At 52.3% G+C, this 13,824-nt stretch carries 15 protein-coding genes; all 15 read left to right on the top strand.

Annotated elements, in window-relative coordinates; translation table 11 throughout:
- Nucleotides 1–145: 145 nt before the first annotated feature.
- Nucleotides 146–1,393, top strand: coding sequence for a site-specific integrase (locus C233_RS0110255; protein ID WP_039747134.1), 1,248 nt, complete (start codon nt 146–148; stop codon nt 1,391–1,393).
- Between the two features lie 76 nt (nt 1,394–1,469).
- Nucleotides 1,470–2,393 (top strand): tyrosine-type recombinase/integrase, encoded by a 924-nt coding sequence (locus tag C233_RS0110250; protein WP_241217659.1) that lies wholly within the window; start codon nt 1,470–1,472, stop codon nt 2,391–2,393.
- Nucleotides 2,380–3,405: a tyrosine-type recombinase/integrase gene (locus tag C233_RS0110245; RefSeq protein ID WP_018665808.1), complete on the top strand. Its 1,026-nt coding sequence runs from the start codon at nt 2,380–2,382 to the stop codon at nt 3,403–3,405. The genes C233_RS0110250 and C233_RS0110245 overlap by 14 nt, the downstream gene beginning before the upstream one ends.
- Nucleotides 3,406–3,480: 75 nt before the next feature.
- On the top strand, nt 3,481–4,101 hold the full coding sequence (locus C233_RS0110240; RefSeq protein ID WP_018667505.1) for a Fic family protein: 621 nt from the start codon (nt 3,481–3,483) through the stop codon (nt 4,099–4,101).
- Nucleotides 4,102–4,315: 214 nt separating this feature from the next.
- Nucleotides 4,316–5,080 carry a DUF4099 domain-containing protein gene (locus C233_RS0110235; RefSeq protein ID WP_018667504.1) on the top strand — a complete coding sequence of 255 codons (765 nt, stop codon included), beginning with the start codon at nt 4,316–4,318 and terminating at the stop codon, nt 5,078–5,080.
- Between the two features lie 6 nt (nt 5,081–5,086).
- A complete protein-coding gene (locus tag C233_RS0110230) occupies nt 5,087–5,311 on the top strand; it encodes a hypothetical protein (protein ID WP_018667503.1) in 225 nt (74 codons plus the stop codon).
- 31 nt (nt 5,312–5,342) lie between these two features.
- Nucleotides 5,343–6,956 (top strand): hypothetical protein, encoded by a 1,614-nt coding sequence (locus tag C233_RS0110225; RefSeq protein WP_018667502.1) that lies wholly within the window; start codon nt 5,343–5,345, stop codon nt 6,954–6,956.
- A gap of 46 nt (nt 6,957–7,002) precedes the next feature.
- Nucleotides 7,003–8,253, top strand: coding sequence for a toprim domain-containing protein (locus C233_RS0110220; protein ID WP_018667501.1), 1,251 nt, complete (start codon nt 7,003–7,005; stop codon nt 8,251–8,253).
- Complete coding sequence (locus C233_RS0110215; protein ID WP_128081935.1) at nt 8,250–8,756, top strand: PH domain-containing protein; 507 nt, start codon at nt 8,250–8,252, stop codon at nt 8,754–8,756. The genes C233_RS0110220 and C233_RS0110215 overlap by 4 nt, the downstream gene beginning before the upstream one ends.
- Nucleotides 8,737–9,429: a hypothetical protein gene (locus tag C233_RS0110210; protein WP_018667499.1), complete on the top strand. Its 693-nt coding sequence runs from the start codon at nt 8,737–8,739 to the stop codon at nt 9,427–9,429. Before C233_RS0110215 ends, C233_RS0110210 begins: the two co-directional genes overlap by 20 nt.
- 54 nt (nt 9,430–9,483) lie before the next feature.
- On the top strand, nt 9,484–10,137 hold the full coding sequence (locus tag C233_RS0110205; protein ID WP_164835499.1) for a hypothetical protein: 654 nt from the start codon (nt 9,484–9,486) through the stop codon (nt 10,135–10,137).
- 33 nt (nt 10,138–10,170) lie between these two features.
- On the top strand, nt 10,171–10,806 hold the full coding sequence (locus C233_RS0110200; RefSeq protein WP_018667497.1) for an antitoxin: 636 nt from the start codon (nt 10,171–10,173) through the stop codon (nt 10,804–10,806).
- Nucleotides 10,807–10,836: 30 nt separating this feature from the next.
- Nucleotides 10,837–11,664: a M23 family metallopeptidase gene (locus C233_RS0110195; RefSeq protein ID WP_018667496.1), complete on the top strand. Its 828-nt coding sequence runs from the start codon at nt 10,837–10,839 to the stop codon at nt 11,662–11,664.
- Nucleotides 11,665–11,687: 23 nt separating this feature from the next.
- Entirely contained in the window at nt 11,688–11,972 is a 285-nt protein-coding gene (locus tag C233_RS0110190) for a hypothetical protein (protein WP_018667495.1), read from the top strand.
- Nucleotides 11,973–11,976: 4 nt separating this feature from the next.
- Nucleotides 11,977–13,809 carry a hypothetical protein gene (locus C233_RS0110185; RefSeq protein ID WP_018667494.1) on the top strand — a complete coding sequence of 611 codons (1,833 nt, stop codon included), beginning with the start codon at nt 11,977–11,979 and terminating at the stop codon, nt 13,807–13,809.
- The last annotated feature ends 15 nt before the right edge of the window (nt 13,810–13,824 follow it).

The raw sequence follows: 13,824 nt of genomic DNA, 5'->3' as shown, positions 1-13,824 counted from the left end.
GTATGTAAACAATTACATTATGTCAATATCTGCAACTATCCTAAGAGATGTGTCTTGATTATCAAAAGCATAGCCTCAGAACTTGACATAACGACTTTACATAATATATTATAGTGTCGGTCATCTCATTGACCACCTATATTATATGATACAGTCAAAACTGCCAGACATCAGGCTTCGTGTGGAAGCCTATCTGCGTACAATGATGTACAAGGATACATGTATCAAACGATACAACCACACATGGGATCATTTGGCCAGCTTTATGAAAGCCAATGGTTATGAACTATACAGTCGCGAAGTAGGCGATGCCTTTCTTAATGATTGGCATGGGAACAAAGCCTATAAGCAACTGACCCACCGTCAACAGGAGCGGGTCCGCCACATAGACGTGCTTAGCGACATGACGGATTATGGAGAGGTAAGACGAAGCCATATACTTCCCAAGGTTATAACTTACGAAGGAGAGTTGGGCAGTCCGTTCACCAGCTTCATCGAAGAGCAGAGCCACCTAAAGGCTCCGTCGAGCATCCAACGTTACAAGGAGCGTATATATACGCTGTATGCCTACCTTGCAGATACTCAGAAGACAATCAAAGAATTTACTGTCGCTGACGCAATGGCGTTCCTTGACATATTGGACAAGGCAAAGAATCCTATCGACAGAGACAACACGGTGATAACCATCCGTGTATTCTTCCGCTATCTTTGCACCAACGGCCTGTTGCCAGACAACAGGGAGTGCCTTTGGATGGATGTGTACAAACTGAAAGGGAGCATCCGTAAGAAACTTCCCTCTGTTTATACACAGGAGGAAGTCAATGCGGTAATCAATGCCATTGACCGGACCCACCCCCAAGGCAAACGCGATTATGCCATGGTGCTGCTTGCAGCACGATACGGGTTACGCATCTCCGACATCATCGGGTTGCGTTTCTGCAACCTTGAATGGGAAAGCAACCGTATATCCCTGATACAGCAGAAGACGGGGAAGAAGGTTGTGCTACCCTTGTCGGAAGAGGTGGGCAGTGCCATCATCGACTATATCCGTCATGGACGTCCGGACATCAAACTCCCATACTTGTTTATAAAGGCGCAAGCACCGTATGGGCCAATGAAGGCAAGCGGATTGGGTTCAAACCTCGCAGACTGGATGAGGGCTGCCGGCATAGACTCCACAGGAAGAAAGCATGGCCCCCATGCCTTGCGTCACAGCCTTGCCACCAATCTGCTTGGCGTGAACGAGCCGATACCTGTCATCTCAGAGATTTTGGGACACTCCACAGCGGAAAGCACTACTGTTTACACAAGGGTAAATGTGGATATGCTGCGCCAGTGTGCACTTGACGTGCCATTCGTTTCATCTTCATTCTACGACAATCTGTATGGCTAACCGTATTCCAAACCATGGCATTTATGCCGGGCTGATCTCGGAGTATGTCAGCCATAAGAGATCCCTCGGATACAAGATGGAAGAGACTGAAGAGCGTCTCAGGCGTTTTGACCAGCTTACAATCGAACGGGGCGAGACTGAGATAGGCATAAGCAGGGACCTGGCAGAGGCTTGGGCAGAGCCATTCCCGATGGAATCAGACAATGCCAGATATGGCCGCATCAGCATGCTGAGAGGCTTTTCTGCATACTTACAGAAGGTCGGCTATGCGTCATACGTGCCACAACTGCCAAAGTATAAGGGCAACTTCATTCCTCACATCTACACTAAACAGGAGATGGCCGCCATCTTCCGTGAATGTGACAAACTTACTCTGTCGAGACACTACATGTACTCCGTAAAATGCGTGATGCCCAGTCTTATACGAATGCTCTATGGAACAGGCATACGAATCGGAGAGGCATTGAAACTGAATCATGGTGATGTGAACTTTGAGCATGGAGTGCTAAAATTGCAAGGATGCAAGAACGGGCAAGACCGTATAGTCCCAATGTCGCTGTCCCTCAGGGAAGTGTGCAAGGACTGGGTGGCGTATAAGCAGAAACTCAGCCTTCCTGTGGAGGCCGACAATTCTTTCTTCACCTCCGCCGATGGCCGGAAGTTTACCGAATGTTCCGTCTATGAGATATTCAGACAAGTGTTGCAACGCGCCGGTATAGGGCATGGAGGCCGGGGTGTGGGGCCTCGCCTGCACGATTTACGCCACACATTTTGTGTCAATGCACTAGTGAAACTGACAGAAGAAGGCAAGGACCTCTATTGCGCCCTTCCTGTACTGATGACTTACATGGGGCACCAGTCGATTGAGGCGACCAACCGTTATGTACGACTCACGCAAGAGATGTACCCTCATCTGCTACTGAAGATGGACGAGGCTTACAAATGTGTGTTCCCCGATTTGGGGAAATCATTGGAGGATGCCGACTATGAAGACGACTGATTTTGCAAGGCATCTCACCGACTTTCTTGGCAGATACCTTACATCCGAATGCGGCTACTCCGCCAATACAGTGAAGACCTACAGTTACACTTTTACACTATTCATTGGATACATGGAGACTGAGGAACTTGTCCGGCCCGAGAATCTCACTCTTGCCGAGATTACGAAAGAGCGGATTATCCATTTTCTCGCCTGGCTTCAAAAAGAGCGCAAATGCAGCACATCAACACGTAATGCCCGTCTCGGTGCCATACACTCTTTTTTCGCGTACCTTCAATACAGGAATGTCGAAGGGCTCGCAAAATGGCAGGACATACTCTCAATAAAGTGCAAGAAAACATCTTCGCCGGAAATGGCATACCTGCAGATAGAAGCATTGAAACTGCTTTTGCGACAACCGGACTTGAAAACAGCCAAGGGAAGACGGGACTTCGTAATGCTCGGCTTGCTTTATGACAGTGGGTGTCGCGTCCAGGAACTATTAGACCTCACTCCTTCAGACCTACGCTTTGATGAGACATCTTCTGTGAAGCTTCATGGAAAGGGAGGCAAGGCCAGAATCGTGCCACTCTCGGCCACTCAGGTTACAAACCTAAAGCTGTATATGGAAGAAAAGCATCTGTATAGACCGGAAAACCAATGTCACCCATTGTTCCCGAATCCTCAGGGAAGCAAAATGAGCAGAATGGCAGTGCTGAACATCGTCAAAAAATACATCGCAAAGGCGAGGACAGTATATCCGGACTTGTTTCCTGACAACATAGGATGTCACAGCTTCCGGCATTCAAAAGCAATGCACATGCTTGAAGCAGACATTAATCTTGTTTACATCCGTGACTTTCTTGGACACTCCTCTACTACCACTACAGAAGTGTATGCGAGAGCAAGTGAAAGGATGAAACAGAGAGCCTTGTCCAAACTGAATCCGGGAATAGTACAAGAAGGTAAAACGTCTTGGCAAGACAACAAAAACCTTCTTGGCTATCTCAAAAGCTTACAGACCAAATACTAATACGCTCTGATATTATGTAAAGTCTGTCCAAGTTTTTATGTAACTAATTTGCTGAATAACAGCAATAACGTATATATGAACGACGACAGACTTTACATAATGAGGGACTTTACATACTGCATAGTCCATCAAGACCTGAATGCAACAGGCAACATTGTAATACGCAGAACGGAAACGGAACTAACTTTCTCCAACCCCGGCATGATGTTAGTGTCGAAGCAACAATACTTTAAAGGAGGAAGAAGCATCTGCCGTAATCCGACTTTGCAAAAAATGTTCATGTTGTTGGGCAAGGCAGAAAAAGCCGGAAGCGGTGTGGACAAGATATTGGCCGGATGGAAAGAATTAGGTTGGGATGAGCCTAAGTTGACCGAAGAAGTGCAGCCCGATTATGTGGTGTTGACGTTGCCCATCGGGAACACCCATCAAGAAAAAACCATCAAGAAAACCCACCAAGAAAACCCACCAAGAAAACCCATCAAGAAGGACTTGAGGAGAGCGTTGATTTTGGATTTCTGCAAAGAACCCAAAAGTTTTTTGGAAATAATGAATATGCTCAATTTGAAAGACAGGGTAAACTTCAAGCGCGTGTATATTTCTCCCTTGATAACTGAAGGCCTGCTGTCAATGACAGAACCTGACAACCCAACCAGCAGGAATCAAATGTATGTAGCGACCAAGGCTGAAAAGTCTTAATTGTACCTGTAAACATAACGACTTATACCCGAATGGGGCTTCCCGGCACGAACGTGCTTAGGGAAGCCCCATTCTTCGTTTGAAGTATGATTGACAGTATGATTTTCGGTTGCCAACATAATTAAGCCTAAATCCGGGCAGATTTCTTCTTGCACTTTCTTTTGCCGCTTGCAGCCGTCTTACATTTGTCCGAGAACAAATAAATTTCGGACGAATGAACAGATACAAATTCCCCGAGGAGGAAGTGCCCTACGGCATCCTCGAACAATTCGGGCTGGCACGGGAGATGATAGGCGACCTGCCGGTGAATGTGCTGCAAGCCATCCATTCGGGCCGCCGTTCACCCATTTTGCCCATTCGTGTGGACGATTCGGAAGGCAACACCATCCATACCCGGACACGCTTTTCATTGGTACGGCGTGAGGACGGCACCACCGATGTGCTGTTTTATCCCGTGCTGGTGGAGAGCCGCTTGGAGCGGTTCAGCGAAGAGCAGAAACAACGCCTCCTGGAAGGAAAGGCGGTCATTGCACCGATGCAAGGCGATAGTGACAACCCCGTGCAGGCATTCCACCAGATAGATTCCGGCACGAAGCAGATCCTTTCCGTGCCCACACCCGTCATCGGGCGCAACCTGCAAATCATAGCCGACGAGTTCCACCTCTCCCATGCGGAAATCAACTGCCTACGGGTAGGTGAACCGCTGACCGTAGCAGAGGGCGATGAACTGATAACCATCGGCATCGACCTGAACGAGCCTACGGGCCTGTTGGTGTGCGCGGGTGACAGTGTACAATGGAAGCAGGAAGCGAAACGCGAATGGGACAAGTACAACTTCGGCTGTTTTGGCTGCTGGGTCGCAGACGGCGAGGGCGGTCTCGACTATGTGCACGAGGACGACTACACCGAGGAAATGTGGAACGAGTTGAAGCGGAGCAGCCAGCACAGGATGCAGAACGCCAACACTCCCAAACTATAAGGCGTCATGTCAAAAGAAGAATACTACCCGGAAGAAACCCTTGTGGAAAAGGTGCAGAGCGGTGAATATGGTTGGAAAGACTATGTATGGCACCATTCGAGGGAATGGAGGACGGAATACGAAAAGTACTGCCGCCTGCGCGACCTGCCAATGGACGACGACACCGCCTTGCGCTTTCTCGACATGAAGCAGGAGGAGATAGAAACGGCACTCGCCAGCGGCGATGCCTGATTATCGTATAACAGCATGAGAATAACCTGAGATGAGCATACGAAAGAATACCAACCCCCGCCCCTTGGAACTGCCGCCGGAGATGCGAGACCTGTTGGCCCGCAACGGCATGAGAGGACATATAGCGGGAAGTAGCGAAGGCTTCGTCCTGCTTGTGCAGGGGCATGACTCCCCGTTGCTTTCCTATCCCATTACCGAAAAGCAGTTGCAGGCACTGACCGACTGGGGCACGAACTACGCAAACCGAAGGTGCTACAACACCTTCGCCAGCATCGTAGCGGCAGATTTCGACCTGCCCAGGGATTTCGTACACGCACGGAACGCCAACGGACGAGTGGCCATGGGGCTGCACGGCTACCGCATCGGTGCGGGCGAATACGGGCGGCTTGGACACCCATTTCCTTTGCGCCACCCTTGGGGAGCCTGCTTCCTCGGCTGGACACCCCGCCAGCAGGACGGCTTCCACCTGCGACGCATCGGCGGTAACCTTTACTATCCCGGCGCACCGATAGTGCCCAACCGGCCTGACGGACGCATGAAACCCGGAGAGTTGCAGAGCGGCGGTTATGGCTTCTACTACAAGGGGCATCCCACCGCTACGGTGGCCGGGCAGGATGTGTTGGAGGAACTGGAAACGGTCATCACACCCTTACAACCCAGACCACGCCCCACCGAGCCTGCCAAGCCCTATCACACCCTCATTACTTCTCCTGTCTATTTCACCCATGAGAAATGGCAGGAATGCCTGGCAAGCCACGGCATACTTATCGACCCCGAACGCAAGACGCTGACCATACAATCCACCTCCATTCCCGCAGACCTGCAATATGACTTGAAAGAGGAGGAACTGGCTGCATTGACCCACAATTCCGCGCAGGAAATGCCGGTGGAAAAGCGGCTGGAAATCATCAATGGCATCATCAAAGAGGACTTTTCCGTTCCCATCACGATGGATATGCTGAACAGCGACAAAATGATTGCCATCGAACTGCATCCGGCTGTCACTGAAGACCTGAACCGCCAGCTTGCCCAAGCGGAGCAACTGGAGCAAGGAATGCAGGGATTGCAAGGCGGGCAAGGACAATATGCCAATGAAGGGTTATCCGTAGTGCCCGAAGAAAGGGAGCTGCCCAAAGGTACGGTGGTGATGGACGGTAACGACCTTGCTTATATCCATCCCGACAAGGGCTGGTACAGGGAGGGGCGGCACGGACGGGAGGTAACGGTGGACGAGATTCGGGTAGAGCCCACCGAGATCGAGGGCAAGTACCGTATGACCGCCGTCATTGACGGAGAGGCCGTGAGCCACGAAATCACCCAGAAGCAATATGACAAGTTCATGGCCATCGACGACTACCACCGCTTGAAACTGTTTTCCAAGATATTCGGGGAAGTGGACATGAAATCGAGGGACAACGTGCCGTTGGGAACGAAAATCGGGGCGGCTTTGTTGGCGGGCGTGGCCGTTATGGGCGAACTGGGCCGTGGCCCACGCCCCGACATCTACTTAGAAAGGCACGGCCCTCCACCCCCACGCTGCTATTTCAAGCCCGGTGTGGACACACCGATGGATGTGGCGGCACGCAACTACGAGGCGGCCGTGAACACGGAGCGAATGCAGCATGAGATGCGGCATGGAATGTGATTCAACGAAGAATGAAGAATTAAGAATGGGGAATTGAGAATTGGTCATGGCAGAACTGACTTACGAGGATTACAAGAGGCGACTGAGCATACAGGAATTGCTGGTGGACGCAGGCTATCGGCTGAACCGTCGTGACGGACTGCGTTATCCGTCGTATGTCCGCATTGACAGCGACGGGCGCAGGGTGCGCGGCGACAAGTTCATCGTCACCGGCAACGGCTTCTGCTGCTTCCAACCACCCGAACGCAAGAACTACAACGTCATCTCCTTCATCAAGGAACATCCCCACTTCTTTGCCGAATACACTCCGGGGATGTCCGCCGACCGGTTGGTCAACCTCGTATGCCGCCGCCTGTTGAACGAACCGCAGGAAATCCGTGAAACAAGGATATTCAACCCCGGCAAGGAGGGCAAACCGTTTGATATCGACGAATACGACCTGCAAGCCTTCCGCATGGACGATTGGGAGAGCCAGAAGAAGTTTTATCCCTATTTCAAGAACCGGGGCATAAACCTCGACACCCAACGTGCCTTCTGCAGCCATTTCTGCCTTGCCTCCAAGCACCGGACGGACGGCAAGTCATTCACCAACCTCGCTTTTCCGTTGTCGCTGCCGGCGTGGCCGGGCCAACAGATTGTCGGCTTGGAAGAACGCAGCCGCCCCAATGCCGAGGGCAAGACCGCCTACAAGGGCATGGCGGCAGGGAGCAACGCCACGGAAGGAATGTGGATAGGCCGACTCAACAGCCATCGTAGCGATGTGGGCTTTACAGCCCCCTTATCAGGAGCCAAGGATGTGTACTGGTTTGAGAGCGCCTTCGATGCGATGGCGTTCTACCAAATCGAAAAGAAGGAAACTGTGGCATACGCCGACTTGGGCAACGCCGTGTTCGTTTCCACGGGCGGCACACCAAGCATCAGGCAATTTGCCGGGATGCTGGAACAGACCCCTGAAGCCAACCACCACCTCTGTTTCGACCGCGACCGTGCGGGACAACTCTATGCCGTGAACTTCGCCTTGCAGATGAACGGACGGACATTCAACTCGCATACGACCAAGAAGGACACGTTGGTTGTCACCGACTTGACCGGCAAATATGGGCGACACGAAATGAATGTGGCCACCTTTGACTTTGACGCCATCTGTAAGGAACTCGGCTTGGATAAACAGCATATCGATTACCGTCCTCCCAGCGAGGGTTACAAGGACTGGAACGACCAACTCTTGGACAAACGGATGGACGAGAGCATGGAACAAGATAATACAGAAGAAAAACAAACCAGATTCAGGCGATGACACAGATTAATTCACAATCCCCATTCATGCTACCCGGCACCCTGCAATTACGACCACGGACGTTGCAGTTTTTTATCGACAACCTGCCGTTGCTGACGCTCGACCTGTGCGGTTACGCTTGTGCCGGGATGGACGGAATGCCGTTCAAGGGATTGTTGCTTTGGTTGTCAGTGGCCATGTCGTTGGTCTTGGCTTACCGTTTTATCTACCTCAAACGCATGATTTACCGCATTACGGACGAACAACTGATATATGAACATGGGGTGATTACCCGGAGCAGCGATTACGTGGAACTATACCGGGTAGTGGATTTCGCCGAGCGGAGCAACCTGCTGCAACAACTTTGCGGGCTGAAAACCGTGAGCGTCCATTCAGGCGACCGCACCACGCCACAGCTTGACATCATCGGCATGGGGATAAATGACGATTTGGTGACTGTCATCCGTGGACGGGTAGAATTGAACAAACGAAGAAAGGGAATCTATGAAATCACGAACCGTTAAGATATGGGCCATCGTATTTGCCTTGTGCGCCGGCATCCGGGTACAAGCTCAATTCGTACAGACCAACCCTTTGGAATGGTTGGCCTTGGCAGAAGGCAACGAGGCTATCAATAGCCAGATACAAGACCAGATTGAAGGCCAGACTAAAACGGCGGTCTTGCAGAACACCATCGCCGCCGAGTTCAACCGCATTCATGAATGGGAACGCAAATACAGCGACTACCTGCAAACGGTGGAAGGTTATGCCTCCTCGCTGAAAGCAGCCACCACCCTGTATGAGGACGGGGTACGCATTTTCATCACTCTTGGCAAACTGCGCAAGGCCATCACCCACAATCCGCAAGGCATTGTCGCCACGATGAGCATGAACAACCTCTACATTGAAACGGCCACTGAACTTGTTTCGGTTTATACGCTACTCAGAAATGCCGTAGCTACCGGAGGGCCGCAGAACATGCTGACAGGTGCAGAACGGAGCGAAACCCTCTGGGCTTTGTCCGACAGGCTGGATGCTTTCAGCAAGAAACTGTACCTGCTGCATCTGAGCATCCGCTACTACACCATGACAGACGTGTGGAACAGCGTCACGGCCGGGATGATAGACCGTAGCAACGGGGAAGTGGCCCATGCTGCCTTAGACAGATGGAGGAGGGCGGCAAAAATCATTCAATGAAGAAAAAATAATGATGAATGAAGCATGGGAGGGATAAAGAAACATATCGTGATAATGGGCTTGCTGTTTGTCTGTTCGTTGCAATTAAAGGCGCAAATCGACCCGACCCTGGCCGGGATGGTTTACCTCTATACCGAAAAGGCGGAAGACCAGTTGAAGGCACAGGAACGGGCGATGCTGATGCAGACCACCGGGCATATCTGGACACGGGAGGAAGTGGAAGGCACGACGGACATCCAACGGAAGTTCAACGACTACCTCGATTCTTTCCGTGACATCATCAGCTATGCGGCACAGATATACGGCTTCTACCACGAGGTAGGCAAGTTGGCCGAGAACATGGGAAGCCTGAACGACCAACTGCGCAGCCATGCAGGGAATGCCATTGCCGTGGCACTCACCCCGAACCGCAACCGCATCTATCAAGAACTGATATTGGGCAGCGTGGAAATCGTGAACGACATCCGGCAAGTATGCCTGAGCGACAACAAGATGACCGAGAAACAACGGATAGAATTGGTGTTCGGCATCCGGCCGAAGTTGAAAGCAATGAACCAAAAACTGCGCCACCTGACTTTGGCGGTGAAATACACCTCGCTGGCCGATGTGTGGGCGACCATCGATGAAGGGGCAAGGCCGCAAAAAGCGGACAAGGCAGAAATCGCCCGTGCCGCCATGCGCAGATGGAGAAGAAACGGAGATTTATAAACGGATGAAAACAACTACAAAATATTATAGGATATGGCAGGATGGGCAAGAATACTGGGTTTTGGCAAGAAACTGGTCAACAACCCCGTCACCCGCTCGATGAGCGGGGCGGTGGTGCATCCCCAACGCACCCTTGCCGGATTCGGGCACGCCACCAAGACCGCAGTCGTCGGAGGCGGCATGGGTTACCTTGCGTGGGAGAACATCGTGAACGACAAGCCGGTGGTGCGCACCGTGGCCGACGTGCTGGTCGGTGAAGAGAACGTGGACAAAGGAGTGGAAATGGCCGGACAAGCCGCAGGCCGTGTAGAACAAGCTGTTGACAAGGCAAGTGAAGCCCTGCAAGGCGTAAAGGATGGCGTTTCCACCATGAACCAGACATGGGGAGGTATCGGAACATTCTTAGGCAACATAACTGGTGGGAACGGTTTGGATATGTTCGGCAATTTCTTCTCCAACTTGGGAAAAGGAAACGTGTCGGGCTTGGGAATGCTCGGCTTGGTAGCTTCCGCCTTGTTGGTGTTTGGCCGTTTCGGCTGGTTAGGCAAGATAGGCGGCCTGCTGCTGGGCATGATGCTTATCGGTAACCACTCACGGACTGAGCAGACGCAACCTGTGGGGCAAACGCAACAAGAGGAGCAAGAACGGCAGGGAGGAATGCGAAGATAAAACGGAAAGAAAATTGACAATAACGAGAATATGGACTATACACAAGAAATGAACCTTGTTTCCGCAAGCGGCTACTGTATGCCGTTTGAGGTGCGGGACGGTGAAGTGAAACTTCTCTTGGTCTATGGGGAACAGACCCATCCCAAGACCGGCGAGCAGTTTTTCCACCACGGCGTGGATTTCGGCACGCACCGGTACATACTGGCCGCAGTGGCCGACGGCGTGGTGACGGGAATCGGGAGCAACCCCACGCACGGGCTGTTCCAAGTGACACGGTACGGCAAGTATGAAGTGATCAACGCCCATTTGGCAAGGGCGATGGCACCGTTCGGGGCAAAGGTAAAGGCAGGGAGCGTGTTGGCCATCAGCGGCGACCTGCTCCACATGGAGGTGCGGTATGACGGAGAAGAAATCAACCCCATCGACTTTCTCACCATGATTTATGGCAATTTGAAGATGATGCAGCAACAAGGACATACCGGTATGCCCGACTTCGACACCCTCGAAATGGAGATACCCACTGACTATGACGATGACCGGGAGGAAATCGAGCAACTGATGCTCCGCTTCTATCCCGACTACCTTACGGACATCGCGGGCGGACAATACAAGGTATCCGGCCATACCGTCCAGTCGCTACGCAATATTTTCTCGCTTTCGGCTATCCGCAACTATTTCTATGAGGTGATACCCTCGTTGGCCAACCCGCTCGGCATCGGCAGCCGCTCCATACCCATCGCCGCCAAGGTACAAAACCTGCTGATAGGCGACTTCCTGGACTACTTGGCGTTCCGTCACGGGGTGTTCCTCTCCACGTTGGACGAAAGCGGTAAAAAAAAAGACTTGACGAAGCGGTAGCCGCCATCGGCGTCACCGACCCGTTGGAAGGACTGGAGATAGACGTGCGTAGCTTCGACATACCCAGGCTTGTCACCGTTTATCCCGACCGGGCCGGTTTGCGCTGGTGGACGAAAGCCTGGTTCAACAACAAGGAGGACGGGGAAGCCTCGGTGGAGATCAACCGGGAGACAGCGGTGGGGTTCATCCACGATGAGATAGCCAAGGACACCCTGCTGGAGAAATACTATCCCAAGCAGATGGAAGCCTGCCGCAACGCCATCGAACAGACCAAGGAACAACTGATGAAGCAACTTAACATCACCTAACATCATGAGCAAGGATATACGACATAACGAGCGGTTTGCCGAAGTGGAATACTGCCTGCAAAGCTACTTTGACACCCATTTCGCCCCCGTCATGCGTGGCGTGAAGGACTATATCGGCAAGAAACAGGCGGAGGAGATCGGCGAATTCGCCCTCAGTCCGATGGGGCTGCTGGGCAGCTTTGCCGCCAGGGGCACGGGTATGCCGGACACCACTTTGCAGTACCTTCGTCTGACGGGTGAATGGAACAGCAAGACCGCCGAGGACTATGTGGAGATGTGCCGCGAACGCATCGCCGGTAACAAGGAATTCACATCCGACCTGGCACTGTTGGCACATGAATGGCGGGAGGCCGTGGTCGCCGAGATTGGCAAGGAGCAGTACAACAAGCTGTCTGCCCGGTTAGGTAGCGACCTTGCATACGCCTACGTGGACTACCGGGTGGAGCAGATGATGGTTGACCGCATGGTCAAAGAGCAGATGCCCAAGTCATCGGTGGAATATGTGCTGCGCAAGGGCATGGAGGGAAGCTTGTTCGGGTTTGCCGATTCGTTGATGCGCTCCCCCTTACAACAGGAGATAGCCGCAAGGGGCGAGGCCGCCTATAACCCTTCCACCGGGGAAAAGTGGGCCGGACGCGGCGTGTCATTGGCTGCCGATGCCGTGGCTACCGGCGGCATCGCATCTTGGGCGGCACTGGCAGGAACGGTGGGCTTGGAAGCCGCTTCCTACGGTGTGGAGTGGTACATCGAGGGCAAGGAGAATGCCGGAAAGAAACCGCCCACCGTAGAAGATTGCATCAGCCGTGCCGTGTTCGGTGCGGAGGATAACGTGTTCACTGGCTTCCGCAAGCAAGGAAACAAAATCCTATCCTACGAGAACGACTATGTGCTGTCGGTCAACAGCCAATTGGCCAAGCCGATGGGCATCCTTACCGAAAGACCGGTATGGGCGGATTGGATGGAGCAGAATACCCTACCGGATTTTCCCAGCCTCCAGTCAATGTTTCCCGAGATATTTGAAGACAAACGCAACGATGAACGCTACAAGAATATGCCCTTGGTTGTGGCACCCGGACATGAGGAAGAATACTTGGCTGAGCAACAAGCCTTGCAAGAAGAACCAAAGGGTATAAACAGCTTGAACCCCCTTTCTACGGACGGGCAAGCACCGACATCAGACAGTCAAGGACCGACATCGGACGAGCCACAAATGCCACAATCGCCCCGACAAACTAGACAACCAGATCAACAGCCCTCTAATGAAAACGGTTGGGATGGACTGCTCAGGACATTCGGATTAGACGGTATCGGCGGTGTGGGCAGGAACCTGGGCTATGTTGTTTCCATGCTTCCCGATGTGCTGATAGGCTTGTTCACCGGTCATACCAAATCATTCGGGGTAAAGGACAGCCTGCTGCCCATTGCCTCCATCTTGCTAGGCATGTTCGTCCGCAACCCCTTGTTGAAAATGGTGCTGATAGGCATGGGCGGCTTGAACCTGCTTAACAAGGCCGGACAGGAGGCTCTTGAGCGGCAAGAAGAAACACCGGCCAAACAGCTGTATAAGCCCTATCCCGATGAACCGTTGAATGCAAGGCTCGCCCATCCCGTACTGCAAGGAGACAACCTCTTTATGGACATCGACGGTGTGCCGTGCAGCATCCTGTTGCCATACCATACCGCCGAAGCCTGCCGGGAAGGAGCATTGCCGATAAATACCCTCGCCAATGCCGTGCTGGCCAAGCATGAGGAAACAAGGCAAATGACCCAAGAAAACTACCGCACATCGGAACAGACCTTGGAAGAAGGCAGGGAAAGGACATTTGGTATCAAGTAAAACTAAACTGAAGAT

It is taken from the genome of Bacteroides gallinarum DSM 18171 = JCM 13658, assembly GCF_000374365.1.
Classification (GTDB): Bacteria; Bacteroidota; Bacteroidia; order Bacteroidales; family Bacteroidaceae; genus Bacteroides; species Bacteroides gallinarum.
The sequence above is the reverse complement of the archived record's forward strand: the minus strand, read 5'-3'. Positions and strand labels throughout refer to the sequence as shown.